This window comes from Allobosea rubneri, assembly GCF_032464875.1.
GTDB classification, from domain to species: Bacteria; Pseudomonadota; Alphaproteobacteria; order Rhizobiales; family Beijerinckiaceae; genus Allobosea; species Allobosea rubneri.
This window is the reverse complement of sequence record NZ_JAWDID010000001.1, coordinates 1-26140: the sequence shown is the minus strand read 5'-3', so window position 1 is coordinate 26140 and position 26140 is coordinate 1. Positions and strand designations below refer to the sequence as shown.

The following is a 26140-nucleotide window of genomic DNA, read 5'->3' as shown; positions in this document are numbered from 1 at the left end:
CTCAGCCTCCGACCAGCGTGACGGCGAGCGTGGCGAAGGAAAGCAGCGCGGCGAGGCCGGAAAGGAAGCCGAGGATCACTGTGACCTGCCGGAGCGGCGCCCGCGCCTCCTTGCGGATCGCGACCAGCCGGTCGTCGAAGCTCTTCAGCGTCTGGTCGAAGCGCAGCTGGAAGACGTCGATCTCGGCGAGACGGGCGGCGATCGCGCCATTGCCCTCGACCTCCTCGGATTGCCTTGTCTCGGCTTCGCGCTGACGATGCTGCGCCAGCTGCACGCCGAGTTCGCCGACCTTGTCGAGCAGCTCCTTCTGCGTGAGCTGCGAGCGCCTTTGCAGGACGATCAGTGCCTCGACCCGGTCGAAGAAGCGCGCCAGCGGCACGGCGATCGCGGCTTCCGCGGCGAGTTCCGCCGGCGGCGGCAGGCGCAGTTCGAGCGCGACGCCGGTGCTAGGCGAGACGCCGATGATGACGAGATCGGCGCGCGCCGCGACCACGCTGTCGTCGAGCTCCATGGCGAAGGCGTGCCGGCCATCGCCGATGCCGTTGCGGCGCAGATCGACGCGGCTCTGATCGGCCACCACCTCCTGTACGGCGACGCCGTCGCGCACGAGGCGCACGGTGAGCCGTTCTTCCGGCCTCGCCTCGTCCCAGATCCAGCCATGCAGCCGGTTCCCGTCGAGCGCATCGACGCGGCCGTTGAGCCTTGCGGGCGCGATTTCGGTCACGGCCGCGCCTTCGGAATTCTGCGCCATCGTCATGCCGCCTCCGCCAGTTTGAGCCGGTCGAACAGCGCCAGGTGCGTCCGGGCGCAGTCTTCCATGCCGGGTGAGGGTTCGATGTTCTCGACGAGCCGTTGCCAGAGTCCGTTGTCTCCGGCCGCTCGCCGCAGGGCGGCGGCGAGGGCGGCAGGGTCGCCCGGCCGGACATGCAGCCCGTCGACGCCGTCGCGGACCATCTCGGCCATGCCGCCGATGCCGCTGGCGATCACCGGCCGGCGATGCTGAAAGGCTTCTTGGATGACGAGGGGCGCGTTCTCGTACCAGATCGAGGGCATCACCACCCAGTCGACCTCGGCCATCAGCTCCCCCATCTCGTCGCGGCGATAGGGGCCGCAATGGATGACGTTTGAGGCGGCCTCGGCCAGAGCCTTGTCGAGGGCGGTGGTGAAAGCCTCGCTCTGGAACGGCGCGCCGCCATGAATGCGCAACTCGATGCCGGTCTCGCCGGCGCCGTGCAGCAGCTTCGCCGCCTGCAGCAGGGGAAGGATGCCCTTCCACGGGTTGAGGTTGCCGAAATAGCCGAAGCACGTGCGGGCGCCATGGGTGTGGCGATGCGGCACTGCCGCCTGCGCCGGGCGTGCATTGGCGATGACCTCGATCTTGCCCGGTGCGATGCCCCAGTCGATGTAGCGCTGGCGCAGGAAGCGGCTCGGCGCAACGAAGCGGTCGACGGCGGCAAGATGCGTCTTCAGGAAGCGCTCGCGCAGCAGGAAGCGGTCGGCGCCGATCTCGGGGAAGCAGGAATGGCAGGCGGCGGGCGTCGCGCCGGTGCAGCGCTGCTTGTCGCTCGGCCGCAGCATCAGCCCGTCATGATGGCAGATCGGGTAGTAGTCGTGCAGCGTCATCACGATCGACGCCTGCGGCAGGAGGCGCCGCGCCAGCGCCAGGAATTCCGCGCCGATCAGCACGAGATGGTGGACATGGATCACGTCCGGCCGGAACTCGGTCAGCAGCGTGCCGAAATCCTGCAAGGTGCCGTAATGGTCGATCTGGCTGAGATGGAAGCGGTCGAAATGGCCGCTCCATAACAGGAGGTCGCCATTCTCCCCGGTCGCCTGGAAGGCCGTGCCGGGATGCGGCTCGCGGTGGATCGCATTGGTCGCGCCGAGGAACATGACCTCGCAACCCTCGTCGCGATAGGCCTGCGTCAGATCATGGGCGAAGATCTCGGTCCCGCCGGGATGCAGCGACGGGTGGTTGTGCGCGACGACCAGGATGCGCCGGCTCATCGCGCCTCTCCCGGCTTCACCGCGATCAGCAGATCCTGGTAATGCGCCGCGCTGACGCCGCGCCAATGGCCCTGGCCGAGCCGTTCGACCGCAAGTCCAGCTTGGGTGGCATGCTCCAGGAGAAAGCCGGCGTCGATCCCGGCGGCGGCCAGCGGCGCCTCTTCGATCGCGTACCAGCCCGGTCCCTCGCCCCAGCGCCGGAACTTCAATCGCTCCTGGCCGGTGCTCTGGCCGTCGAGCGCGAAGGCGGTCAGGAAAAGCCGTCCGCCCGGCGCGAGCAGACGCGCGGCCTCGTTGAGATAGACCACGAGCTCGTCCGGTGGCAGGTGCGTCGCCACCGAGGTCATGATGATGAAATCGAAGCTCTGGTTCGGGAAGCCGAAGCGCACCTCGATCCCGGGCAGCGAGCCCTGCGGATTATAGAGCGGATGGGCGATGTCGAGCCGCTGGAAGCGGAAGCGCGGATAGGCCGGCGTGATCGTCTGCGCGCACCAGAGGATGCCGTCCATGACCGGGTCGACGCCGTCATAGCTGCCGCGCTCGGGGTCGAGATATTGCGTCAGCGGCACCGCCATGCGGCCGATGCCGCAGCCGATGTCGAAGACCCGCTCATGCGGCTGCAGCCGGCCGAGCCTGACGAAATGGCCGAGGAATTCGGCGCCGATGGCGCGGTAGTCGCCGTCGCCGACGAAGATCGAATCCGGGGGCGGATGCGGCAGGAAGCGGTTGCTCTGGATCTGGCGCATCAGGAAGTCGAGCTCGCGCTGCGCGCGCTCGCTCACCGGCGCCGGCTCCGGCGCATTCTGTCTCAGGGCCAATGTCGCCGTCATGCCGCTGTCGCTCTCCGGAGGTTGGCGCGGGAAAAGAACTGGGGCTCGCGCGGCAGGCTCTGCTCTGGCAGCGCCTGTTCCGGCAGCTCTGCGGCTGGGCCGTCGAAGGCCGCCATCAGCGCCTCGATCTGGCGGTCCCAGCGCCGGGTCTGGAGCCAGGCATTGTGCTGGGAGGCGACGCCGCGGGTGTAATCGGTGCTCTTCGAGATCGATTGCCGCTCGAGATGGTAGAGCGCTACGCTGGGCACATAGACGACGCCGAGCCCGGCCCGGCCGATCTTCAGGCAAAGGTCGCTGTCCTCGTAGTCGCCGATGACATAGCCGTCGTCGAAGCCGCCGATCTCCATGAAAAGGGCCCGCGGCAGCACCACGCAGGCACCGGTGACGCCGGGCACCGGCCGCTCGGCATTGGCCGGACCGTAATGGCTCGGCATGCCCTTGAAGTAATGATGGTTGAGCCAGGTGCCTTTGCTGTCGCGTTTGAAGAAAAGCCCGGCATGCTGCAGCGAGCCATCGTCATAGAGCAGCTTCGGGCCGACCGCGCCGATGCGGTTGCCGCGGTCGAGCCTGCGCACCAATGCAGGCAGCCAGCCATCCCCGGTCGGGATCACGTCGGAGTTGACGAGCGCCAGTGCCTCGCCGCGAGAGGCTGCAGCGCCGGCATTGCAGGCGGCGGAGAAGCCACCATTGCGGCCCATCACCACGAGCTGCATCGGCAGGCCGTAAGCGAGGAAGAGCCCGCCTAGGAGATGTGCGACCTCGGCCTCGTGCTCGGGGGAATCGAGCACGTAGATCAGCTCGGCCTCGCCGGCGAAAATGGGGTCCGCGGCGAAGGCGGCGACCTGCACCCGCAGGAAATCGTAGACGCGGTAGAGCGGGATAACCACCGAGACGGAAGGGTTGGCGGGCGCTTTGCCGAAGCGCTTCAGCCGCGGCTCCGGCAGGGCCTCGCGCAACTGCTGCTGGCAGGCGGCGAGCACCGGCGCCAACGTCCGCTCGAGGATTTCGGACGTGAGATGTTGCGGCGGCATGGCTGAGAGCGCCCGCGCCCTGATGGTGGCGGCATCGGCCGGCTGCAGTGCCGGGCGCAGGAACAGGGAGGTGCCGGATTTCAGGCGCAGCTCGGCGCGCGGCTGCAGCACGGGCGAGCCCCCGGCATAGCCCGGCACCAGCGCGGCGAAGCCGGTCGCCGGCTTCCGCTCGCCCGCCGTCGCGCCGGGCAGCAGCGCCGGAAAGCGTTCGAGGCGGCCCAGGATCGGTGTCGGATCGCCTTCGCTGCGATGAAGCAGCATCTCGTCGAGCAGGCCCTCGGGATCGCGATACCAGCCGCCGAGCAGCAGCCCGGCCGGGGTCGAGACGGCAAGGTCGAGCTCCGCCGAGGGCAGGTCGTCATTGCGCCTGATGTTCTGCACCGCCAGTGGCAGGCGGCGCTGCATCTCGATGGCCAGAAGCCGGCCCTGCTCGGACGATTCGGAGAGTTGTTCGACCAGCCAGCTGCGCAGGCCGTCGCGCGCGCTTGCCTTGCCGTTCCACCAGCGGCCGAGAGACGGGATCGCGGGGCGCGCCGGGACGCTGCGGACGACGAGGCCGGAATCGCCCTGCAGGATCAGGAGGCCGCCGGCCTGTGCCGGAAACTCGTCGACGATCAGGTGCAGGGCACGCGCGCCGGTACGGTCGGCTGCTCCGAGCCGCTGTCGGCAGGAGAGGCGGGCGAGGCCGGCGCGGTCGAGCCGGTAGGCCGCGCGGATGCCGGAGAGGCGGCCGGGCGCGGAGGATTCGATCAGAATCTTGCCGTCCCCGAGCTTGGCGACCGGATTGGCGGGGGTGGGCTTGCGGGCGAGCAGAAGCAGGAATTGCCGCAGAAAGGTGAGGTAGCTTGCGGTCTCGCTGAGGCCGAACAGGCTCGGCCAATGGCCGATCAGCGCGTTGGCGAGCATCCGCCGGGCTGCGGGCGTGGTGTCGCGCGCGACCTCGCCGGCTTCGGCCATCGCATGGACCAGGCCGGGATCGAAGCGGGCGGTGATGTCACCTCCCGGGCCGTGATCCGCCAGCGTCGCGACCAGCTCTCCGGGGCCGCCATGGCGGAAGGCGACGACGAGACGGACCCGCCCGTCGTCGAGGCCGAGCGCCAGCGATGCCGCGGCCAGTCTCTTGCCGCTGGCCGACAAGGCGATGGTCGGGCGCCTGACGACGGGGGCGTCGATGGTCCAGCTGAGCAGGAAGACCGAGCCGCTCAGCCGCGAGAGATGCAGCTGCGGGCTCAGGCCCTCCGCGACGGGCGCGGGCGCGAGGGTGAGCATCGTGGATGATCCGGCAGGGGGAAGGGGCGGCACCGGCCGGAAGGCCGGTGCCGCAGTTCGTCAGGCGACCGTGAAATAGGAGTTCGGATCGGCCTGGATGTCGTCTGCGGTGACGCCGACCAAGGTCAGCGTGTCGCCATCGCCGAGGTCGATGACGGTGTTGCCGCCGACCGTGGTGGCGCGGGCCGCCACGTCCTCGGCCGAGCCGATATCGGTGCCGTTGATGCCCGAGGCGATCTGCAGCACGTCCTGACCGGCCTCGAAGTCGAGCACGACATCGTTGCCGCCGCCGCCGGTGAAGACGAAGACGTCGCTGCCGGCACCGCCGGCAAGAACGTCGTCGCCGGCACCGCCGAAGAGCAGGTCGTCACCCGCTCCGCCCTGGAGGACGTCGTTGCCGTCGCCGCCCTGGAGGACGTCGCTGCCATCGCCGCCCTGGAGCAGGTCGTCGCCATTGCCACCCTGCAGGATGTCGTCACCCGGACCGCCCTGCAGGATGTCGTTGCCTTCACCGCCGCGCAGCACGTCGTCACCGGCATTGCCGCGCAGGATGTCGTTGCCGTCGCCGCCCGAGAGCACGTCGTTGCCCTCGCCGCCGAACAGCGCGTCATTGCCGACGCCGCCGTCCAGGACGTCGTCGCCCAGCCCGCCGAACAGGGCGTCATCGCCTTCGCCGCCGGACAGGAAGTCGTTGCCGCCGTCGCCGTAAAGCAGATCGTCGCCTTCTTCGCCGAACAGGGAATCGACCTGGTCGCCGCCCTTGACGATGTCGTCGCCGGCGCCCGCCATGATCACGTCGCTGAACCGGGTACCAATCAAAAAGTCGTCGAATGCGCTTCCTTCGATCGTGGCCATTCGTCACCTCCTAGGCAGTTTGGGGCACCACCAGCATCGCGGATCAGCGTCGCAATGGATGCTGGATAAAAGGTGCGTTTCCGATGAAGTCGAAAGACGTATCATCGCTCGACGGTCGGAGATTATTCAATATGTGCGACGCAGCAAGGAATTTATTGTGACCATTTTGCGATGCAAAATCGATTTTATGCTTATATGTATTGTCTAAGCGTAGATTTATATTCGATGTTGTTTCGATTTTTGACCTATTTATACGATTGTTTCGTTTCAGGTTTCGATTCAAATCCGGGCAAGCAGGCGCAAACGCTTGATCGGCGTCGTGAAATCAATCCTCCCGGAAGGCGCGGTTGAAGCTGTCCTTGAAGGGCGACAGCAGATAGTCGGCGGCGAAGCGCCGGCCGTTGACGATCAGCACCTCGGCCGCCATGCCGGCATGGAGGGTGACCTTGTTCTCGGCCAGGCTCTCGGGGGTGATCTCGGCGCGGACGATGAAGTAGGGCACGCCGGTCTTGTCGTCGACGAGCTGGTCCGGCGCGACATAGCTGACCTTCGCCAGCAGCGGCGGCATCAGCCGGGCGTTGAAGGCGGTCAGCCGGATCCGCGTCTCGGCCCCGACCCGCACCGAATCGATGTCGCGCGGGTCGACCCGCGCCTCGACGATCAGCGGCTCCTGCTCGGGCACGATGTCGAGGATCGCCTCGCCGGCCGCGATCGCGCTGCCGGCGGTCCGCATCCGGATATTGGCGACGATGCCCTCCTGCGGCGAGGTCACGACGAGCCGGCGCAGCACGTCCTCGGCCTGGACGATGCGCTCGACCACCTCGGAGAGCTGGAGCTGGCTGTCCTGCAGGTCCTTGGCGATCTCGCTCTGGCGCTCGAGGCTGATCGAGAGGATCTCGAGATTGGCGCCGGCGACCTGCTGCTCCGCCTTGGCTTTGCGGGCGGCGATCTCGCCGCCGCGGCCGCTGAGTTCGCTCTGCTTGGTCTGCAGTTCGACGAGCTGCGAGCGCTTTGCGTAGCGCTTCTCGTAGAGGTCGGTCATCACCTTGACCTCCTCGTCGATCAGTGAGCGCTGGTAGCGCACCGCCTCGATCTGGGCCTGGAGCGCCTCGGCCTCGGCCTGATGCTGCTCGATGACGCGCTGCTGAATGCCGACCTTGCCGGCATGGACCTTGGCACGGGCCCGAAACAGGGTGCGCTCGGCCGTCACCACCTCGCGGGCGATCGGCGTGTGCCCTTCGCCGATGTCCTTGGGAAAGGTGATCTCCTGGAGGTCGCCCTGTTCCGCCCGCAAGCGTGCGAGACGGGCTTCGAGGCCGACGCGCTTGCCCTGCAGCTGCTGCAATTCGGCGCGCGCTCTAGCATCCTCCAACCGCAGCAGGGGCTCGTCCTGCCCGACGCGCTCGCCTTCCGCCTTCAGCAGGGTCTTCAGGATGCCGCCTTCGAGATGGCTGACGGTCTTGCGCTTGCTGTCGACGACGACGGTGCCGGCGGCGACGGCGGCATTGTCGAGCCGGGCCGTGATCGCCCAGGCGCTGAAGCCGCCGAAGCCGATCGCCACTGCTGCGACGCCGGCGAGCACGAGATTGCGCAGCGAGGGGGTCCGTTCGGCCGGCTCCGCTTCGGCGGCGAGCGGCACGAGGGCGGTTCCAGGCTTGCGGAGCATCGGCAGCTTGCTCATGCGCTGGCCTCGCGAATGGGGGTGGGCTGCTTCGCAGGCTCGAGCTCGACCACGCCGCCGGGGGTGATCATGCCGGCGATGGCCGAGCGCGGACCGAACTGGGCGACGCGGCCCTCGCGCAGCACCAGGATCTTGTCGACCGTCTGCATCACCGAAGGCCGATGGGCGATCAGCACGACGATGGCGCCGCTGTCTCGGGCCGCGTTGATGGCGCGGATCAGGCTCTGCTCGCCTTCGGCGTCGAGATTGGCGTTGGGCTCGTCGAGCACGATCAGCCGGGGCGAGCCGTAGAGCGCCCGCGCCAGGCCGATGCGCTGGCGCTGGCCGCCGGAAAGCTTGAAGTCGCCATCGGCGACATTGGTGTCGTAGCCGAGGGGCAGCCGGCCGATCAGCTCGTGCACCCCCGCGATCCGGGCCGCTTCGAGGATGGCGTGCGGATCGGGCTTCTGCATCCTTGCGATGTTCTCGCCGATGGTGCCGTTGAGCAGCGAGACCGATTGCGGGAGATAGCCGACCATCGCGCCGAAGGAGCCGCGCTCCCAGAGATAGGCGTTGTGGCCGTCGAGATAGACGCCGCCGGCATTGGGCTTGAGCACGCCGACGAGCAGCCGCGCGAGCGTCGATTTGCCGGCTCCCGACGGGCCGACGACGCCGAGCACCTCGCCGGGCTCGAGGCTGAAGGAGACGCCCTTGATGATCGTCTGCTCAGACCCCTGCGGGGCATAGATCACCCGGTCGACAACGAGGTCGCCCTGCGTCGCCGGGGTCGGCACGCTCTGGCGCTGCGAGGCGCGCGACTGCAGGAGCTCGCGCACCCGCTTCCAGGCCTGAGCGGCGGTGACCCATTGCCGCCAGTCGGTGATCATCGAATCGAACGGCGCGAGCAGGCGTCCGAGCAGGATGCTCGCCGCCATCAGCGTGCCGATCGAGACCTCGTTGCGGATGATCAGCACGGCGCCGGTGGCGTAGATCGCGAGCTGCATCGTCATCCGGCTGGAGCGGGTCAGCGCGGCGATGAACTTGCCGCGGGCCATGCCGAGGTCGAGATGCTCCAGCATCGCGATCTGCCCGGTGCGCCAGCGCGCCGCCAGGGCTGGCAGCATGCCCATGGCCTCGATCGTCTCGGCATGGCGCAGGCTGGCGCCGACCTCGTTGATCGAGGTGACGCCCTCCTCATTGGCCTCCTTCAGGACGCGCCGCGTCAGCACGTCGGCGAGCACGCCGAGGATCAGCAGGATCAGGAGCGAGACGACGCCGACCAGCCCGTAGACCGGGTGGAACGCAAAGAGCACGGCAAGGAAGATCGGCGACCAGGCCGCTTCAAGCGGCGTTGCGATCGCCGAGCTCGCGATGAAGGTGCGGATGTCGTTGAGATCGCGGATCGCCTGCGTCGCCTGGCCCGAGCCGCTCTCCAGCGCGGCTGACACAGCCGCTTGAAGTGCCGGCAAATTGAGCCGACGTGCAAAAATGCTCGCCATCGTCTGGAAGGTCAGCGAGCGGATGAACTCGATTGCGCCATAGAGCACGAGCGCGCCGACGGCGATCACCAGCAGCATGGTCAGCGTGTCGTAGCTGCGGCTGACGATGACGCGGTCCTGCACCTGCAGCATGAACAGCGGCACGGTCAGCAGCAGGACGTTGACGCACAGGCTGAGGAAGCCGGCATAGGCCAGGCCGCCGGCGAACGAGCGCTGCAGGTCCCGGATCAGGGCATCGGTTTTCGCTGTCGGAATCTTCATGCATCTCTCCGGCGCGGAAGCGGCGGCTGCGCGCCTGTGAACGAAGCAGTAGGTGATTGGATGATGATCAGCGTGCCACGAAAGACGTGTCCATAGTATGACAGAATACGTCTTTGGAAATGCTAGAAAATATCTCAGAGTATGGCGAAAAAGTGTGCTATTTCAAAATTTGAAACAGTTTATGACTATAGAGCAACTGTTAAAATATTAATCCGCTGCTATTTGAGGTGGCATGTGCTTTGCGTCTAGGCTATTCGACGTGCGGAGTGGTTCGCAGGGGTAGGCTGCCCATCTCGAGATCAGGCGGAGTAGGGAATGCATTTCAAACCGCATGTCGGCGATAGATTCCTCGGCCAGACCTTCAATGGAGAGCATGGAGAGGGGGTCGAAAGAAGCGATCCTGATTCGGCTCCGGGGCGCGCGCTGGTCTCGCAACTCGAGCTCGCCCGCATGATCGAGCGGGCCAGCCGGCGCTTCCTCGATTATCTCCGGCTCGAGCTGGGAAGGCTCGGCGTCGACGACATCTCGCCTTCGCAGGTGATGGTGCTGTTCACCATCGGCAGCGGCGAAGTCGCCGTGCGCGACCTGCTCGACCGCGGCCACTATGTCGGCTCGAACGCCTCCTACAATCTCAAGCAGCTGGTCGAGAGCGGCTATCTCGACAGGGGTGCCTCGCCGCGCGATCGGCGGCTTGCCCGGATTTCGCTCTCGCCGAAAGGACAGCTGCTGGTCGAGCGGCTGCGCATGCTCGATGAGAGCAGCCAGTTCGGCCAGGGGCTCGACAGCGATCTCGTCGCCGATCTCCAGACCACCCACGATACCCTGCGCCGGCTCGAACAGAGCTGGGGTGACGCGCTGCGCTATGGAGGGATTCTGCTCGCCTCATGCACGTCCTATTCGTTCATCGTTCAGGATCTGGTCAATTCGCTCACCTGATCGCGCGCCTCGCCGCCGAAGGCGCCGAGGTCACGCTGGTCACGGAGTGGCCCGAGCCTGCTCAGCCGGGCGTCCATCAGATCGCCTATGCCGTCGGGGAGACCGCGACGACGCATCCCGCCCTGGCGGCGACCGAGTATCATGTGCGCACCGGCGAGGCGGTGGCGGCAGAGCTCTCGCGCCTGCCTCGCCATGACCGGCCGGACGTCATCGTCGGCCATACCGGCTGGGGCGGCCTGCTCTTCGCCAAGGACGTTCTGCCGGACGTGCCGCTGCTCGGCTATTGCGAGTATTTCTACAACGCCACCGGCTCCGATCTCGATTTCGGATCTGCTTCCGAGGTCACGGAGGCCGAGCGCCGGCGCATCAGGATGCGCAACGCCGCCCAGCTGCTGACGCTGGAGGCGCTCGATTTCGCCTATGCGCCGACGCGCTGGCAGCGCCAGCAATATCCGGCCTCGGTCCGCGAGCGCATCGCGCTCTGCCATGACGGCATCGACGTCGCGGCCTGCCGGCCCGATCCGGAGGCGGTCTTCACCTTGCCCGACGGCCGGGTGCTCCGGGCAGGCGACCCCGTCGTCACCTTCGCCGCCCGCGATCTCGATCCCTATCGCGGCTATCCGCAGTTCATGCGCGCCGCGGCCCGTATCGCGCGCCAGCGGCCTGATACGGTCTTCGTCGCCGTCGGTGGCGACGGGCCGGGCTATGGCCGCCCGCGGCCCGATGGCCGGCTCTGGCGCGAGGTCATGCTGGCGGAGACCGGGCTGGCGGAACGCATCGTCCACATCCCCTGGCTCGCCCATGCCGAGTTGGTGCGACTCTTCCAGGTCTCGGCCGCCCATGTCTATCTGAGCGTGCCCTTCGTCCTGTCCTGGTCGCTGCTCGAAGCGATGGCCTGCGGCTGCCTGATCGTCGGCTCGGCGACGCCGCCGGTTCGCGAGGTGGTCCGGGATGGCGTCAACGGCCTGCTCGCGCCCTTTTTCGACGAGGCGGCACTGGCAGACCGCGTCCTCACCGGGCTCTCCGGCACAACCGGCCTGGCGGCGCTGCGGCAGGAGGCGCGGCGCACCATCGTCAGGGGCTATGAGCGCGAGGCCTGCGTCGATCGGCAGCTCGGTTTCGTCATGCAACTCGCCGCGGAAGCGGAGTTCGCGGCAGCCTGACGGCAGACTGCCGTACTGCGTGACAGCATGCGACCGGCCTCAGCCCTCAGCTGTCGGCGCTATATTCCCAGCTGCCTCGGGTTTCGACCGTGCTGCGCACCGAATTGGCGAGGAAGCAGTTTTCATGCGCCTCGTGATGCAGCGCCTCGACCATGGCCTCGTTTGGCGCCAACGGCCCGCTGAACGCGATATGCGGCTGCAGGATCACACGAGCGATCCACTCCTTGCCCTCGGCATTCTTCGCCATCACGCCCTCGGCGGCGTCGCGATAGCTGTCGATCCGGAAGCCAGCCCGCGCGGCGAGGTCGAGAAACCAGAGCATGTGGCAGCTCGACAGCGCCGCGACAAAGGCCTCTTCGGGGTCGACATTGGCCGGGTTCGAGAAGGGCTCGCGCACCACATGCGGCGAGCTCGAGGCCGCAACCTCCGCCCCGCCGTCGAAGCGCCAGCGATGCGCCCGGCTATAGCGCCGGTCGAGGAAATCCTGATCGCCGCGCTGCCATTCGATCGTCGCGCCGTGATTCGCCATCATCTGTCTCCGAGGTCGGCGCAGGCCGCTAGGACGACCATGCGCGTTGCGTCGAGATGTGCCGCCAATGTCGCCAGTGCAGCCGGAGCGTCGCCGGACGCCGCGGCTGCGATCAGTTGCCGGTGCTCCTCGGCCCAGCCCTGCTTGCGGGCTTCCGGGCCGAGCTGCTGCACGCTGAAACGGTCGATCGGCGCGCGCAGCTGCCGATAGAGCGCAAGGCTGCGCGGGCGTTCGGCCGGACGGTAGAGCGCTTCATGGAAGGCGATGTCGCCGCCGATCCAGCCGAGCCGGTCCTGCGCGTCTTCGAGCTGGTCCTGCAATCTCGCCAGTTCGCGGCAGGACCGCTCGCCGTGTCGGGGCAAGGCCCGGGCGATGAGATCGCTTTCGACCAGAAGGCGCAGATCGAAGATCTCGTCGATCTCGGCCGGCGTCGGCCAGCTCACGCGGGCGCCGCGATAATGCTCGATCCGAAGCAGGCCCTCGCTCTGCAACTGCGCCAGCGCCTCGCGCACCGGGATCCGGCTGACGCCGAACTCGGAAGCGAGTTGCTCCTGGCGGAGCAGCTCGCCGGCTTGCCAGCGTCCCTGGTCGATCTCCTGACGCAGGCGCGCGGCGAGGGCGGCGGCGGTGGTCGTGGCGGATAGGGGAGGAGTGTTCATCGAATAATTGTATCCAATTATTCGATCGATGCAATCCTACCGCTCCAAGTGCACAGCGATGCAGCCCGTAGTCGAGCGCCGCAGCGGCGCCTTGCCCGTCGGTTCGGCTCAGGCGGCCGCGGGTTCGCAGCCGATCATCCAGAGCGCCCCGTGGCGGTCACCCAGCATGCCGAAGCGCGGCGCCCAGAAGGTCTCTGCCATCGGCATCATTACCATTCCGCCTTCGGCCAGCGCGGCGAAGATGCGCTCGGCCTCGGCGGGCTCCTTCACGGTGACGCTGACATAGACGCTCCGCATCGGCCCGCTGCTCTGACCGGGCGGCGCGTCGGAGGCCATCAGCATCTGGCCATCGGCGAGTTCGAGGCAGGCATGCATGATCTTGGAGCGCCATTCCGGCGCGACGTCGACCGGCGAGCCTTCATAGGGCAGCATGGCCTCGATCCGGCCGCCGAGGATCCGCTGGTAGTCGGTGAAGGCGGCTTCGCACTGGCCGTCGAAGAGAAGATAGCTCGCAAGTTTCATCGTCATCCTCCCGGTGTATCTCTGGCCGGCGCGCATCGCCGGCATGGCTGCGAAGCGCGGAGCGTGGCAGGATCGCAAGACAGGCCTCGTCAGCAGGCCGGCCGCCCGTCGCTGCGACGGGCACCTGAACCGGAGACTTTCCCGCGACATGACATTCGAGATCGCCGCCACCCCCGAAGCCGCCGTCGACCGGCTCGAGGCGCTCTACAGCCAGGCGAAGCAGGCTCTGTGCGACGACCTGCAGCGCTTCTTCACCACGCAGGAGCCGCCGACGCCGGAAGAGCGCGCGCTCTACCGCTATCCGATGCTGCGCGTCACCTACGAGCCGTCGAAGCTTCCGGCGGCGACGCGGCGCGGCTACGCCAAATTCGCCATGCCCGGCGTCTATTCGACGACAGTGACGCATCCGGCCGAGTTCCGCGCCTATCTGCTCGATCAACTCCGGCCGCTGGTCGAGGAATACGGCGCCACCATCGAGACCGGTGTCAGCGCACAGGAGATCCCGTACCCTTACGCCCTCGACGGCGGCGATGAGCTCGGTCGCGGCAAGGTCAGCCCGGCCGAGCTGGCCCGGCATTTCCCGACGCCGCTGCTCTCGCTGGTCGGCGACGAGGTCGCCGACGGCTCGTTCGACATCATCGAGGGCGAGCCGCGCCCGCTTTCGCTCTTCGATGCGGTCAGGGTCGACTATTCACTGCGCCGCCTTGTCCACTACACCGGTACCGACTGGCGCGCGGTCCAGCCCTGGGTGCTGCTGACCAATTATCACCGCTATGTCGACCAGTTCGTCCGGCTGGCCCTGGCCGAGATCGAGGCCGGCACGGCGCTGGCCTTGGTTGCGCCGGGCGGCGTCCGCATCGAGCGTGAGGGCATCGACGTCAGCGCCGCCGAGCGGGTGATGTCCGCGCCCTGGCACCGTTTCCAGATGCCGGCCTATCACCTGATCCGGGCGAAGGGGGAGGGGGTGACGCTGGTCAATATCGGCGTCGGTCCTTCCAACGCCAAGAATATCACCGACCATCTCGCGGTGCTCAGGCCGAATTGCTGGCTGATGGTCGGCCATTGCGGCGGCCTGCGCCAGACCCAGATCATCGGCGACTACGTCCTCGCCCACGCCTATCTGCGCCAGGACGGCATTCTCGACGAGCTCGTCCCGCCGGACATCCCGATCCCGGCATTGGCCGAGGTCCAGGTCGCCTTGCAGGAGGCCGCCGCCGCCGTCACCGGCGAGAAGGGCGACCGGCTGAAGCAGCGCCTGCGCACCGGCACCGTGGTGACGCAGGACGACCGCAACTGGGAGCTGCGCTGGACCAAGGAGCGCAAGCGCATCAACCTCTCTCGCGCCATCGGCGTCGACATGGAATCGGGCACCATCGCCGCCCAGGGTTACCGTTTGCGCGTGCCCTACGGCACCTTGCTCTGCGTCTCCGACAAGCCGCTCCATGGCGAGATCAAGCTGCCCGGCGCCGCTAACGCCTTCTATGAGCGGGCGGTGAGCGAGCATCTGAAGATCGGCCTCGCCGCGCTGGAACGCCTGAAAGAGGCCGGCTCCTCGATCCATTCGCGCAAGCTCAGGAGCTTCGACGAGCCGCCCTTCCGTTGAGAGTGGCGGCCTGCTGGCCGATCGTGTCGGCGCGGGGCGCAGGGCTGCCCCGCATCGCCATCGCTGGGCATTTCTTCTCGCGCAAGCCATAGCCGCCGCACGCTTCGCCGCTTGCAGGAAGGATCGCAGGGGAATTGGAGTCCGGAGTGACGATGGCCCTGATCGGGCCGGCCGTTCTATGCGTTTTCAGTCTCGCCTTCCTCTGGGCCTGGGTGATCGAGCGGAGGCGCCACTATCTCCTGCTGCTGGCCGCGGCTCCGGCGCTGTTCGCGATCGCAGTGACGATCCAGGTCTTCTTCTGGCCGCCATCGGTGCCGGCGAACGCCGTTCTGTCGGGAGTGTTCTACACGCTGGCCGTCCAGGTCGCAGCCGAAGGCGTGCTACGCCGCTCCGGCAAGCGGCTCGGGCGGGCCTGGCATCTGTGCGCCTTCGCAGCGGTGATGGGCGGCCTCTGGTATTTCGCCTATCTCGTGCCGAACCTGCTGGCGCGCGTCTATCTGCAGAACTTCGGCTACGGTTTCGTCCTCCTGGTCTCGAGCCTGCAGCTGACACCTCTGATGCGTGGCCGACCGGTCGACCGGGTGCTGTTCTGGGTGCTGTTCGTCTTCGGCCTGCACTTCTTTCCACGCACCATCCTGACGATCGGCGTGGAGGCGCCGGGGGATGTCAGGATCTTCCAGGACTCGCTGTTCTGGCAGGCGATGCATTTGTCGCTTGCCGTGCTCGGCGCCGCCTTGGCGACGGCGTTGCTGGCGGCGACGCTGTCCGACGTGATCGACGATCTGCGCCGCGAGCGCGACAGCGACGGCCTGACCGGCCTGCTCAACCGACGCGCCTTCGAGCAGCGCGCCGGCGCCGTGCTCGCTGCCACGGGAGATGCGCCCTGTGCGCTGCTCGTCTGCGATCTCGACCATTTCAAGCGGATCAACGACAGCCATGGCCATGGCGCCGGCGACGAGGTGCTGAGCGCGTTCGGAAGGCTCCTGCGCCGTCTGAGCCACGAGAACGATCTGGTCGCGCGGATCGGCGGCGAGGAATTCGCGATCCTGCTGCCGGGAGCGGCAGAAGCCGCCGGCCAGGCGTTGGCGGAGCGGGCGCGCAGCGGACTGTCCGGCCTGGTCGTTTCCTTTGCGCCGAGCGGTGGCGCGGTCACGGCGAGCTTCGGGATCGCGGAACACCAGCCTGGGGACTCGCTTTCCGAGCTCTTTACCCGTGCCGACCGCCGCCTCTACCTCGCCAAGGCGGGCGGCCGGGACTGCGCGGTCGCCGATGATGCGGCCGCGAGTCCGGTACCGGGAGCGGTCAGCGCGGCAGCCCTGGGAGCTTCCTCCGCCCCGGCGCCCCGATGACATCCCGGCCCGCCGGATGCTACGACACGGGCCGTCCTGGCCCAGGAGCCCGCCCTTGTCTGCTTCCCGCTCCATCCTGCTGATCATCGGTGGCGGCATCGCCGCCTATAAGTGCCTGGAACTGATCCGGCGGCTGAAGGATCGCGGCATCGCCAGCCGTTGCATCTTGACGCGCGCGGGCGAGCAGTTCGTCACGCCGCTCGCGGTCGGCACGCTCGCCGGCGAGCGCTGCTTCACCGACCTGTTCTCGCTGACCGACGAGGCCGATATCGGCCATATCGCGCTGTCGCGCTCGACCGACCTCCTGGTCGTCGCCCCCGCCACCGCCGACCTGATCGCCAAGATGGCGAACGGCCATGCCGACGATCTCGCCTCCACTGGGCTTCTGGCGACCGACAAGCGCATCCTGATCGCCCCGGCGATGAATCCGCGGATGTGGCAGCATCCGGCGACCCGCCGTAACATGGCGCTGCTGCAGAAGGATGGAGTCCTCGTCGTCGGCCCGAATTCCGGCGCCATGGCCGAGCGCGGCGAGAGCGGGCCGGGCCGGATGGCCGAGCCGCACGAGATCCTGGCGGCGATCGAGCAGGCACTGGCCGGCGAGCAGCGCCAGCCGCCTTCGATAGGCTTTCTCGGCCGCCTGCCGGGCCAGGGCACGGCGCTTGGCCGGGCGCTGGCGGGCAAGCGCGTGCTCGTCACCTCCGGGCCGACCCATGAGCCGATCGACCCGGTGCGCTATATCGCCAACCGCTCCTCCGGCAAGCAGGGCCACGCCATCGCTGCCGCCGCGGCCGCTGCCGGCGCCGAGGTCACGCTGATCTCCGGTCCGGTGGGCATTCCCGATCCTGCGGGCGTCACGACCATCCATGTCGAGAGTGCCCGCGACATGCTGGACGCCACCGAACAGGCGCTGCCGGCCGATATCGCGATCTTCGCGGCCGCCGTCGCCGACTGGCGCGTCGCCGGGGCAGCCGACCAGAAGATGAAGAAGGGCGAGCACGGCACGCCGAGCCTGGCCCTCGTCGAAAATCCCGACATCCTCGCGACCATCGCGGCCCGCGAGATCGACCGGCCGCAGCTGGTCGTCGGCTTCGCGGCCGAGACGCAGAACGTCATCGCCTATGCCCGCGCCAAGCTGGCGAAGAAGGGTTGCGACCTGATCGTCGCCAATGATGTCGGCGGGACCGGCGTCATGGGCGGCGACGCCAACACCGTCCATCTCGTCACCGCCGATGCCGTCGAGAGCTGGCCGACCCTGCCCAAGGCCGAGGTCGCGGCGCGGCTGGTCGAGCATCTCGCCGCCCTGCTGGCGGACAAGGGCTGAGCGCCGATGGAGCCCGTCCGCATAAAGCGCCTGCCGCATGCGCAGGATCTGCCGCTGCCGGCCTATGAGACGCAAGGCGCCGCCGGGCTCGACCTGCGGGCCGCCTTGCCGGCCGGCGATCTGGAAATGGCGCCGGGTGCGCGCGGTCTTGTGCCGACCGGACTGGTTCTTGCGCTGCCGCCGGGCAGCGAAGGACAGGTCCGGCCGCGTTCGGGGCTGGCGCTGCGCCATGGCGTGACCGTCCTCAACGCGCCCGGCACGATCGACGCCGACTATCGCGGCGAGGTTCAGGTCCTCCTCGTCAATCTTGGGCAGGAGACATTCATCATCCGCCATGGCGACCGCATCGCCCAGCTGATCGTCGCGCCGGTGGCGCAGGCCAGGCTCGTCGAGGTGCAACTGCTCGACGACACAGTTCGTGGTGCCGGCGGCTTCGGCTCGACCGGGGTGACGGATCCGGTGGCCTCCTCTGCCCGCGAGGCCCGGTCATGATCCAGCTCTCGCGCCGCAGCCTGCTCGCCATCGCAGCGGTGGTCGATATCGCGCTGCATGCCCGCCCGGCTCCGGTCGCGGCCAAGGCGCTCGCTGCCCGCCACGAATTGCCGCCGCGCCATCTCGAGACGATGCTGCAGGCGCTGGTCAAGGCCGGCATCCTCAAGGGTGTGCGCGGCCCGCGCGGCGGCTATGAACTCGCCCGAGAGCGTAGGCGCATCACTGCAGGCGCGATCGTCCGTGCCGCAATGCAGGCCAATTCTGAGGAGAACCTGCCGCCGCTGCCGCGCTCGCCCCTGGTCGAGAGCGTCGTCGGTCCGGCTGTCCAGAGCGCGCTCGACGCGTGCCTTGCGGCGCTCGACGCGGTCACCGTGGCCGAGCTCTGCCAGCAGGCTGAAAGCCTCGCCGCGGCGGCCGGCAAGGATATTGGCGCAGATTTTACAATATAGAATGTAAATTTATCTGTTTCTCGACAGATTCTGTAATTTGATGCTAGCCTGTCGTCGAACCTACTGATCTTGACTCAGGGAGGCCGCCATGGCCGACGCCGCGCAGAAGCTCAACCCAGTCCCGACACCCGGCCGTGGCCGGGTCTATGACTCGATCACCGACACGATCGGCGATACGCCGCTGGTGCGGCTGAACCGGCTTCCTGCCGAGCGCGGGGTCAAGGCCACGATCCTCGCCAAGCTCGAATTCTTCAACCCGATCTCGAGCGTCAAGGACCGTATCGGCGTCAGCATGGTCGATGCGCTGGAGGCCTCCGGCGCGCTGAAGCCCGGCGGCACGCTGATCGAGCCGACCTCCGGCAATACCGGCATCGCGCTCGCCTTCGTCGCCGCCGCGCGCGGCTACCGGCTGATCCTGGTCATGCCGGAAACCATGTCGATCGAGCGCCGCAAGATGCTCGCCCTGCTCGGTGCCGAGCTGGTGCTGACCCCCGGCCCCGGCGGCATGCGCGGCGCCATCGCCAAGGCCGAGGAGCTCAAGGCCGAGATTCCCGGCGCGATCATCCCGCAGCAGTTCGAGAATCCCGCGAACCCGGCGATCCATCGCAAGACGACGGCCGAGGAGGTCTGGAACGACACCAATGGCGACGTCGACATCTTCGTCTCCGGCGTCGGCACGGGCGGCACCATCACCGGCGTCGGCCAGGTGCTGAAGGCGCGTAAGCCCGGCGTGAAGATCGTCGCGGTCGAGCCCGAGGATTCGCCGGTGCTCTCCGGCGGCCAGCCCGGCCCGCACAAGATCCAGGGCATCGGCGCCGGCTTCGTGCCCGGCATCCTCGACCGCGGCGTCATCGACGAGGTCGTGACCGTCGGCAACCAGACCGCCTTCGAGACGGCGCGTGCGCTCGCCAAGAGCGAGGGCATCCCGGCCGGCATCTCCTCGGGTGCGGCGATCGCCGCCGCGCTCGAGATCGGCGCCCGGCCGGAGAACGCCGGCAAGAAGATCGTCGTGATCGTCCCTTCCTTCGCCGAGCGCTACATTTCGAGCGCGCTGTTCGAAGGTCTCTGAGACGCTTCCCAACGAAAGCAGGGCGCCTTTCCGGAGAGGGAAGGCGCCCTTTTTCGTCAGCGGCTGAGTTCGACCCGGTTGCCCCAGGGGTCGGCGATCCCCGGCGCGCCGCCGGCCTCGTCGCCGCCGGCCGCCAGAATGTGCTCGCGCAGGCCGGCATAGGCCGCATCGTCACGGGCCACGAGTTCGAAGCGCGAAAGCCCGGCCTCATTCGCCCGGCGCGGCCCGGCCCCTCGGCTGTGCCAGATATTGGCCGCGATATGGTGGTGGTAGCCGCCGGTCGCCATGAAGGCCGCGCCGGGATAGTGCACCATCACCTCGAAGCCGAGCTTGTCGCGATAGAAGGCCTCGGCGCCCGCGACGTCGCCGACGCGCAGATGGATATGGCCCATCACCGTTCCGGCGGGCATGCCGGCATAGTCGCCAGCGTCGGCCTCGCGCAGCAAGGCGTCGAGATCAAGCCGGTCGGTCGCCATCTTGATCTCGCCCCCCGGTCCGCGCGGCCATTCCGTCCGGCTGCGGTCGCGATAGATCTCGATGCCGTTGCCCTCTGGATCGGAAAGGTAGAGCGCCTCGCTGACGAGGTGATCTGAGGCTCCCTCGAGCGGCAGGCGCCGGCTTGCGGCTTGGCCGAGCCAGTTGGCGAGATCGGCTCGGGAGGGCAGCAATAGCGCGAGGTGGAACAGGCCCGCGGCTGAGGAGGGCGCTTGCGCGCCCGCTTCCAGCCTGACCAGCGGCACCCCGCCGGCCCCGAGCACGCTTTCCCGCTCATTCTCGCTGATCACGGAAAGGCCGATCGCGTCGCGATAGAAGGCGGTCAGGCCGGGCAAGTCGCGCACGCGCAGGCTGACCGTGCCGATATGGACGGGGGCGTCGAGGGACTCGTTGGCGCGGGGCTGGGTGGTTGTGGTGACGGCCATGGCGGGCTCCGAAATGACTGCGGCCAATGCCGCCTAGGCCTAAAATGGTGCTTCAGCCCCCTCTTGTCGTCCCCGGGCGCGGCAAATCCGAGATTGCGCAGTTGCAATCGAAGCTTGCGCCAGCTCCGCCTTTCGCGGGCGCACGGTCCGCTTCGGAGCCCTCAGCGGCCGCGCCCGGCGACCCTCCGCGCCAGTTGCGCGGTCGGCGGAATCGCGGCGCCATGCCGGCTCTGCTGCTCCAGCTCGGCATTGAGTTCGGCGCCGGCAAGCACGATCGTCGCCGAGAGCCAGAGCCAGGTCATGAAGACCACCACGGTCGCCAGCGAGCCATAGGTCGCGGTGTAGTTGCCGAGCGTGCTGACATACCAGGAGAAGGCGCTCGACGTCGCCGCCCAGAGCAGCGAGGCGACTGCCGCACCGGGCAGGACCCAGGCGAAGCGCGGCGGCTTGCGGTCGGGGCCGATCCAGTAGAGGCAGCCGATCGCGATCGTGCCGATCACGAAGAAGGCCGGCCAGCGGGCGAGGCGCACGATGGTCTCCAGCTCGTGGCCGAAGGGGAAGAGGGCCGTCACCACCGGCAGGCTGGCGATCGCGGTCAGCGCCAGGACGAGCAGCAGGAGCCCGCTCAGCGTGGTCGCCAGCGAGATCAGGTTGAGCTTCAGGAAGCCGCGCTGCTCGCGCGCGCCATAGATGATGTTGAGCGCGTCGAAGATCGCCTTCACCGCGGCATTCGCGCTCCAGGTCGCCACCGCAAAGCTGATGAGGAAGGTCAGCGACAGGCTTGCTGCATCGCGGCCCGCAAGCCGTACGGCCTGCTCGCGGATCAGTTCGCGCGCTGCTTCCGGGAAGACTAAAGTGAGATCGTCGAGCTGCGCGGCGATGGTCGCGGGATCTGTCATCCCGCCATAGATCGTGACCAGCAGCGACAGCGCCGGGACCAGCGAGAGCAAGGTGAAGAAGGCGACGGCGCCGGCGAGCGAGAGCACGCGCGCCTCCTGGATGCGGACGATGAAGCGGCCCAGCACGTCCTTCCAGCCGCGCCAGGGGAGGGCGATCGGGGAGGCGGCGCCGCGGCCGCGGCGCGCCTGGCGCAAGGGATCGCGGACGCGACGGGTGAAGGTCGCGTGGACATAGCCGAGCGCCAGCGCCGCCAATCCGGCAGCGCCGGTGATTCGTTTCAGATACGCCATGCCCGTCTCCGCCGATCGATGCGGCCCCGCCTGCCGGGAACGCCGGGCGACCCGGATCGTTCCAGCTCCTGACGCTCGAATAATCTGCTTAGAGCTTTGTTAACCTTAACGGTTTCTTATCGTGGCAGGCCAGCGCGTCTTAAACGGCGCGAAAGGCGGGGCGAACTGCCCCATCTCCTTCTACGACCAGAGTGCCCGATGAAGACGCTCCTCAAAGCCACCGTCGCGACCTTCCTCCTGCTCGGCAGCGGTGCTGCTCTGTCCGCCGATCTGCCGTCGAGCAAGTACCTGCCGCTCGCTCCGGCCCTGCCGCCGCTCTACAGCTGGACCGGCTTCTATGTCGGCGGCCAGGCTGGCTACTCCTGGGGCTCCGATCGACAGAACCTCTACACCACGGTCGGCCGCGTGCCGGTCGGTATCTCCTTCGACTACAGCCCGTCCTCCTTCATCGGCGGCGTCCATGCCGGCTTCAACTACCAGATCGGCTCGGTGGTCCTCGGCGTCGAAGGCGATATCGAGGCGATCAATGGTCGCGATCAGCGCAGCGGGCTGTTCAGGGTCGAGCAGGACTGGCAGGGCTCGGTGCGCGGCCGCATCGGCTATTCCTTCGACCGCTTCATGATCTACGGCGCCGCCGGCGCCGCCTTCAGCCGCTTCGAATACGGCTACTTCAACCCGGCGCTCGGCTTCGGCGAGAATGGCAGGTTCTCCCGGACCGGCTGGACCGTCGGCGGCGGCGTCAACTTTGCCTGGACCGACAATCTCATCTTCGGCCTCGACTATCGCTACACCGATTATGGCAATTTCGATTTCGTCGCGAGAAACGCCTATCTCGGCCTGACTGCCGAGCATGAGCCGACTTCGCACGCCGTCCGCGCCAGCGTCGCCTACAAGTTCTGATCCGCCGCCCACTCCGGGAATCGACGAGGCCGCGCCGCAAGCGCGGCCTTCCTGTTTGCGCGTTGTCGCCTGAATGCGCGCAGGCTTCACGGCTCGTCGCTTCGGCCGCGCTGCGCCAGCAGCCAGGACCTGACCATCGCGGTCGGCTCCGGATGGCGCGGCTTGCGCGCCGAGACGACATGGAAGTCGAGGCTGCCGCGCATCGTCGCTGGGAAGGCCTGCACCAGCCGGCCGGCGGCGAGGTCGGGCTCGACGAGGAAGCGGCTGGCGAGCGCCAGGCCCTGGCCGGCGAGGGCGGCATCGAGGGCCAGCGCCGTCTGGTTGAAGCGCATGCTCCGCATGCCCGGCGGCATCGGCCGTGCGAGAGCGCGCTCGATGAATTCCGGCCAGAGGTCATGTCCGTCATGCAGTAGCACCAGCTGCGCCAGTTCGGCATCGTCGAGCGTGGCCGCGGCGCCGGCACGGAGCTTGGGGCTGCAGACGGCGACGACATCCTGCGGGAACAGCAGATCGGCTACCAACCCGGCTCCAAAGGGCGGCCGGCCTTGCCGCACCGCGATGTCGACCCCGTCGGATTGGAAATTGGCGAGGCTGTCGCTGGCGAGGATGCGCAGGTCGAGCTGCGGATGGGCGGCGGTGAACGCCGGCAGGCGCGGAATCAGCCATTTCGAGGCGAAGCTCGGCGTCACGCTGATCGTCAGCCGCAGCGGCTGCGGGCGCAAGGCCGAGGTCGCCTCGGCGATCACAGCGAAGGCGCGGGCAAGCTGCGCGGCATAGCCCCGGCCGGCGCTGGTCAGGGCGAGACCGCCCGGCAGCCGCTCGAATAATTGCATGGCGAGGTCCCGCTCGAGGCCGCGCACCTGCTGTGCGACGGCGCCCTGCGTCACGCCAAGTTCCTCCGCTGCCAGTCGGAAGTTGAGATGGCGGGCGGCGGCCTCGAAGGCGCGCAGGGCATTGAGCGAGGGCAGGCGGCGTGAAGGTTCCATCAGCCAGTAGATTTCCTACAGTCTGAGCGGTGACGAACTCGCTGGCCAAGGCTCGTGCCTGCTGCCAAGAACAGGGTGTGCATGGCGCTGGCTTTGTGCATGGAGCCGCTTGTAAAACGAATGGTGGACGCGATGGCAGCAGAAAAAGTAGCGATCGTCACGGCAGGCGGCAGCGGCATGGGTGCCGCCGCGGCGCGGCGGCTGGCTCAGGACGGCTTTAGGGTCGCGATCCTGTCCTCCTCGGGCAAGGGCGAGGCGCTGGCGGCGGAGCTCGGCGGCCTCGGTGTCACCGGCTCGAACCAGTCGAATGACGACCTCAAGCGCCTCGTCGACGAGACCATGGCGCGCTGGGGCCGGATCGACGCGCTCGTCAACAGCGCCGGCCATGGCCCGCGCGCGCCGATCACCGAGATCACCGACGAGCAATGGCATACCGGGCTCGACGTCTATCTGATGAACGTCATCCGCGCGACACGCCTCGTCGCCCCGGTGATGGCGGCGCAGAAATCCGGCGCGATCGTCAACATCTCGACGGCCTGGGCCTTCGAGCCGGCAGCGACCTTCCCGACGTCGGCGGTGTTCCGCGCCGGGCTCGCCGCCTACACCAAGCTCTTCGCCGACCAGTATGCCGAGCACAATGTCCGGATGAACAATGTCCTGCCCGGCTGGATCGATTCGCTGCCGCAGACCGAGGAACGCCGCGCCGGCGTGCCGATGCAGCGCTACGGCACCAGCGAGGAGATCGCCGCAACGGTCGCCTTCCTCGTTTCGGAGGGCGCCGGGTACATCACCGGCCAGAATCTGCGCGTCGATGGCGGGTTGATGCGCTCGGTCTGAGCGACGGGGGGCGGGTAATGGTCGGCTTGAGCCGACCATTTCGCCCCGGATGAGGCTCCCGCCAGGGTCCGCTCGTGGTTGCGAGTTTCCCGGCTCTACGCTGCGCTCCCGCCGAGAATGTCGCCCTGGGCCTTCAGAACCCCGTGCGCTGGCGGATCGCCGCTGCCAGCGTGCCGTCGTCGAGATAGTCGAGCTCGCCGCCGACCGGCACGCCATGGGCGAGCTTGGTCACCTTGACCTCAAGATGCGCCAGAAGGTCAGTGATGAAATGCGCCGTGGTCTGGCCCTCGACCGTGGCGTTGAGCGCTAGGATGATTTCCTTCACCGCCGGTTCCGAGGCGCGGGCGACGAGCGCGTCGAGCGTCAAATTCTCCGGCCTGATGCCGTCGAGCGCCGAGAGCACGCCGCCGAGCACGTGATAGCGCCCGCCGACCGCGCCGGAGCGCTCAAGCGCCCAGAGATCGGCGATGTCCGCGACGACCACGATGACGCTGTCGTCGCGGCGCGGATCGCGGCAGAGCCCGCACGGGTCGCTGGTGTCGACATTGCCGCAGCTCGAGCAGACGACGATTCGTTCGCGCGCCACCGCCATCGCTTCGGCCAGGGGGCCGAGCAACTGCTCGCGCTTCTTGACGAGATGCAGCGCCGCGCGCCGCGCCGAGCGCGGCCCCAAGCCCGGCAATTTCGCCAGGAGCTGGATCAGGCGCTCGATTTCGGGGCCGGCAATGGTGCGGGACATGGCGAGCCTAAATAGGGAATAGCGCCGTCATTCCGGACAAGCCGCGCAAGCGGCGCCGATCCGGAATCCATTGAGGGGCGCGGCGCTCTACGATGGATTCCGGGACGTCGCTGCGCTTGCCCGGAATGACGGTGCGCGAGCCGGACTCAGAACAGTTTCATGCCGGGCGGGATCGGCAGGCCGCGCGTCACCTCGGCCATCCGGTCGGCGACGGCGCGCTCGGCCTTGTTGCGGGCGTCGTTGCAGGCGGAGATCACGAGGTCCTCGAGGATCTCCTGCTCGCCGGCGACCATCAGGCTCGGGTCGATCTTCACCGATTTCAGCACGTTCTTGGCGGTCATCACCACCGTGACCAGCCCGCCGCCGGCCGAGCCCTCGAACTCGAGCGTGTCGAGCTGGGCCTGCATGTCGGCCATCTTCTTCTGCATGTCCTGCGCCTGCTTCATCAGGCCCATCATGTCGCGCATCGCGGCGCTCCCTCTTGCTCAGTTGTCCGTCCAGAACTCGAAGCCCTCGAAATCCGGCTCGCTGTCGTCGAACAGCGGCTCGGCCTCGGGCAGATACTCGTCGCCGGCCGTCGCGCTCGCCTGCTGCTCGGCCTCGGCGGCACGCGGGTCGCGGACGTCGACGATGCGGGCGCCGGGGAAGCGTTCCAGAACGGCGCGAACCACCGGGTGGCTGGCGGCATCGCTCTCGCGCTTGTCGCGCGCGGCCTCGGCCTGCTCGCGCAGGGTCGGCGCGCCTTCGGTGTTGGCGAGGGCGACCAACCAGGTCTGGCCGGTCCAGTCCTTCAGCCGCTTCGACAGGTCGGTGGCGAAATGGCGGTTGCTCGAATTGGCCAGCGCGAACTCGATCCGGCCCGGCTCGAACTTGACCAGCCGGACATCGCGCTCCAGCGCCAGCTTCATGGTGATGTCGCGCTGGCGCGAGGCGAGCGCGACGAGGTCTTCCAGGGTCTGGGGCTGCGGCAGGCCACCCGCCAACGCGCGCGGCGCGGTAGCGACGGCTGGAGCCGGATTGGCGGCTAGGCCCGTGCTCGCCGCCGGAGGGTGGGCGCGGGG

Annotated in this window: 25 protein-coding genes and 1 pseudogene; 10 read left to right on the top strand and 16 right to left on the bottom strand. The window is 68.1% G+C overall.

Going from position 1 to position 26140, the window contains the following annotated elements; translation table 11 throughout:
- Position 1 precedes the first annotated feature (1 nt).
- From RKE40_RS00130 to RKE40_RS00100, 7 genes are all read right to left on the bottom strand, one after another.
- Positions 2 to 757, bottom strand: a complete 756-nt coding sequence (locus tag RKE40_RS00130) for a hypothetical protein (RefSeq protein ID WP_316016220.1) — start codon at positions 755 to 757, stop codon at positions 2 to 4.
- Entirely contained in the window at positions 754 to 2007 is a 1254-nt protein-coding gene (locus RKE40_RS00125) for a glycosyltransferase family 4 protein (protein WP_316016219.1), read from the bottom strand. The genes RKE40_RS00130 and RKE40_RS00125 overlap by 4 nt, the downstream gene beginning before the upstream one ends.
- A complete protein-coding gene (locus RKE40_RS00120; RefSeq protein WP_316016218.1) occupies positions 2004 to 2837 on the bottom strand; it encodes a class I SAM-dependent methyltransferase in 834 nt (277 codons plus the stop codon). The genes RKE40_RS00125 and RKE40_RS00120 overlap by 4 nt, the downstream gene beginning before the upstream one ends.
- The gene (locus tag RKE40_RS00115) at positions 2834 to 5137 is read right to left on the bottom strand and encodes a glycosyltransferase (protein WP_316016217.1); all 2304 of its coding nucleotides are present in this window, start codon (positions 5135 to 5137) and stop codon (positions 2834 to 2836) included. Before RKE40_RS00115 ends, RKE40_RS00120 begins: the two co-directional genes overlap by 4 nt.
- A 60-nt stretch (positions 5138 to 5197) precedes the next feature.
- On the bottom strand, positions 5198 to 5992 hold the full coding sequence (locus RKE40_RS00110) for a calcium-binding protein (RefSeq protein ID WP_316016216.1): 795 nt from the start codon (positions 5990 to 5992) through the stop codon (positions 5198 to 5200).
- A gap of 325 nt (positions 5993 to 6317) precedes the next feature.
- Positions 6318 to 7673 (bottom strand): HlyD family type I secretion periplasmic adaptor subunit, encoded by a 1356-nt coding sequence (locus tag RKE40_RS00105; RefSeq protein ID WP_316016215.1) that lies wholly within the window; start codon positions 7671 to 7673, stop codon positions 6318 to 6320.
- Complete coding sequence (locus RKE40_RS00100) at positions 7670 to 9412, bottom strand: type I secretion system permease/ATPase (RefSeq protein ID WP_316016214.1); 1743 nt, start codon at positions 9410 to 9412, stop codon at positions 7670 to 7672. Before RKE40_RS00100 ends, RKE40_RS00105 begins: the two co-directional genes overlap by 4 nt.
- A gap of 315 nt (positions 9413 to 9727) precedes the next feature.
- Between RKE40_RS00100 and RKE40_RS00095 the strand changes: the two genes are divergently transcribed.
- Both RKE40_RS00095 and RKE40_RS00090 read left to right on the top strand, forming a co-directional pair.
- Positions 9728 to 10348 carry a MarR family winged helix-turn-helix transcriptional regulator gene (locus RKE40_RS00095; protein ID WP_316016213.1) on the top strand — a complete coding sequence of 207 codons (621 nt, stop codon included), beginning with the start codon at positions 9728 to 9730 and terminating at the stop codon, positions 10346 to 10348.
- A complete protein-coding gene (locus RKE40_RS00090) occupies positions 10297 to 11511 on the top strand; it encodes a glycosyltransferase (RefSeq protein ID WP_316016212.1) in 1215 nt (404 codons plus the stop codon). Before RKE40_RS00095 ends, RKE40_RS00090 begins: the two co-directional genes overlap by 52 nt.
- Positions 11512 to 11557: 46 nt before the next feature.
- On the opposite strand, the gene RKE40_RS00085 is transcribed toward RKE40_RS00090, so the two are convergent.
- The 3 genes from RKE40_RS00085 to RKE40_RS00075 all read right to left on the bottom strand — a co-directional run bounded on the left by RKE40_RS00085 (position 11558) and on the right by RKE40_RS00075 (position 13221).
- On the bottom strand, positions 11558 to 12040 hold the full coding sequence (locus tag RKE40_RS00085; protein ID WP_316016211.1) for an OsmC family protein: 483 nt from the start codon (positions 12038 to 12040) through the stop codon (positions 11558 to 11560).
- Positions 12040 to 12699: a GntR family transcriptional regulator gene (locus RKE40_RS00080; RefSeq protein ID WP_316016210.1), complete on the bottom strand. Its 660-nt coding sequence runs from the start codon at positions 12697 to 12699 to the stop codon at positions 12040 to 12042. Before RKE40_RS00080 ends, RKE40_RS00085 begins: the two co-directional genes overlap by 1 nt.
- Positions 12700 to 12807: 108 nt before the next feature.
- A complete protein-coding gene (locus RKE40_RS00075) occupies positions 12808 to 13221 on the bottom strand; it encodes a VOC family protein (RefSeq protein WP_316016209.1) in 414 nt (137 codons plus the stop codon).
- 148 nt (positions 13222 to 13369) lie between these two features.
- On the opposite strand from RKE40_RS00075, the gene RKE40_RS00070 reads away from it, so the two are divergent.
- The 6 genes from RKE40_RS00070 (at position 13370) to cysK (ending at position 19507) form a co-directional block, all read left to right on the top strand.
- A complete protein-coding gene (locus RKE40_RS00070) occupies positions 13370 to 14824 on the top strand; it encodes an AMP nucleosidase (RefSeq protein WP_316016208.1) in 1455 nt (484 codons plus the stop codon).
- 152 nt (positions 14825 to 14976) lie between these two features.
- A complete protein-coding gene (locus RKE40_RS00065) occupies positions 14977 to 16173 on the top strand; it encodes a GGDEF domain-containing protein (RefSeq protein WP_316016452.1) in 1197 nt (398 codons plus the stop codon).
- A 16-nt stretch (positions 16174 to 16189) separates the two neighbouring features.
- Positions 16190 to 17497, top strand: coding sequence for a phosphopantothenoylcysteine decarboxylase domain-containing protein (locus RKE40_RS00060; RefSeq protein WP_316016207.1), 1308 nt, complete (start codon positions 16190 to 16192; stop codon positions 17495 to 17497).
- 6 nt (positions 17498 to 17503) lie between these two features.
- Positions 17504 to 17989, top strand: a complete 486-nt coding sequence (gene dut, locus RKE40_RS00055) for a dUTP diphosphatase (RefSeq protein WP_316016206.1) — start codon at positions 17504 to 17506, stop codon at positions 17987 to 17989.
- Entirely contained in the window at positions 17986 to 18438 is a 453-nt protein-coding gene (locus RKE40_RS00050; RefSeq protein ID WP_316016205.1) for an RrF2 family transcriptional regulator, read from the top strand. Before dut ends, RKE40_RS00050 begins: the two co-directional genes overlap by 4 nt.
- An 88-nt stretch (positions 18439 to 18526) precedes the next feature.
- The gene (gene cysK, locus RKE40_RS00045) at positions 18527 to 19507 is read left to right on the top strand and encodes a cysteine synthase A (protein WP_316016204.1); all 981 of its coding nucleotides are present in this window, start codon (positions 18527 to 18529) and stop codon (positions 19505 to 19507) included.
- Between the two features lie 56 nt (positions 19508 to 19563).
- On the opposite strand, the gene RKE40_RS00040 is transcribed toward cysK, so the two are convergent.
- Both RKE40_RS00040 and RKE40_RS00035 read right to left on the bottom strand, forming a co-directional pair.
- Positions 19564 to 20427 carry a VOC family protein gene (locus tag RKE40_RS00040; protein ID WP_316016203.1) on the bottom strand — a complete coding sequence of 288 codons (864 nt, stop codon included), beginning with the start codon at positions 20425 to 20427 and terminating at the stop codon, positions 19564 to 19566.
- A 161-nt stretch (positions 20428 to 20588) separates the two neighbouring features.
- Complete coding sequence (locus RKE40_RS00035) at positions 20589 to 21617, bottom strand: YihY/virulence factor BrkB family protein (RefSeq protein ID WP_316016202.1); 1029 nt, start codon at positions 21615 to 21617, stop codon at positions 20589 to 20591.
- A gap of 198 nt (positions 21618 to 21815) precedes the next feature.
- Between RKE40_RS00035 and RKE40_RS00030 the strand changes: the two genes are divergently transcribed.
- Positions 21816 to 22517 carry an outer membrane protein gene (locus RKE40_RS00030; protein ID WP_316016201.1) on the top strand — a complete coding sequence of 234 codons (702 nt, stop codon included), beginning with the start codon at positions 21816 to 21818 and terminating at the stop codon, positions 22515 to 22517.
- An 86-nt stretch (positions 22518 to 22603) separates the two neighbouring features.
- Here RKE40_RS00030 and RKE40_RS00025 read toward each other — a convergent pair whose 3' ends face one another.
- A complete protein-coding gene (locus tag RKE40_RS00025) occupies positions 22604 to 23506 on the bottom strand; it encodes a LysR substrate-binding domain-containing protein (RefSeq protein WP_449248170.1) in 903 nt (300 codons plus the stop codon).
- 129 nt (positions 23507 to 23635) lie between these two features.
- On the opposite strand from RKE40_RS00025, the gene RKE40_RS00020 reads away from it, so the two are divergent.
- Positions 23636 to 24340, top strand: coding sequence for an SDR family oxidoreductase (locus tag RKE40_RS00020; protein ID WP_316016199.1), 705 nt, complete (start codon positions 23636 to 23638; stop codon positions 24338 to 24340).
- Positions 24341 to 24473: 133 nt separating this feature from the next.
- Here the strand turns inward: RKE40_RS00020 and recR are convergent, their stop codons facing one another.
- The 3 genes and pseudogenes from recR to RKE40_RS00005 form a co-directional block, all read right to left on the bottom strand.
- On the bottom strand, positions 24474 to 25079 hold the full coding sequence (recR, locus tag RKE40_RS00015; protein ID WP_316016198.1) for a recombination mediator RecR: 606 nt from the start codon (positions 25077 to 25079) through the stop codon (positions 24474 to 24476).
- Positions 25080 to 25225: 146 nt separating this feature from the next.
- Positions 25226 to 25546, bottom strand: coding sequence for a YbaB/EbfC family nucleoid-associated protein (locus tag RKE40_RS00010; protein WP_066478747.1), 321 nt, complete (start codon positions 25544 to 25546; stop codon positions 25226 to 25228).
- An 18-nt stretch (positions 25547 to 25564) separates the two neighbouring features.
- Positions 25565 to 26140, bottom strand: a pseudogene (locus RKE40_RS00005) (DNA polymerase III subunit gamma/tau); the annotation flags it as partial.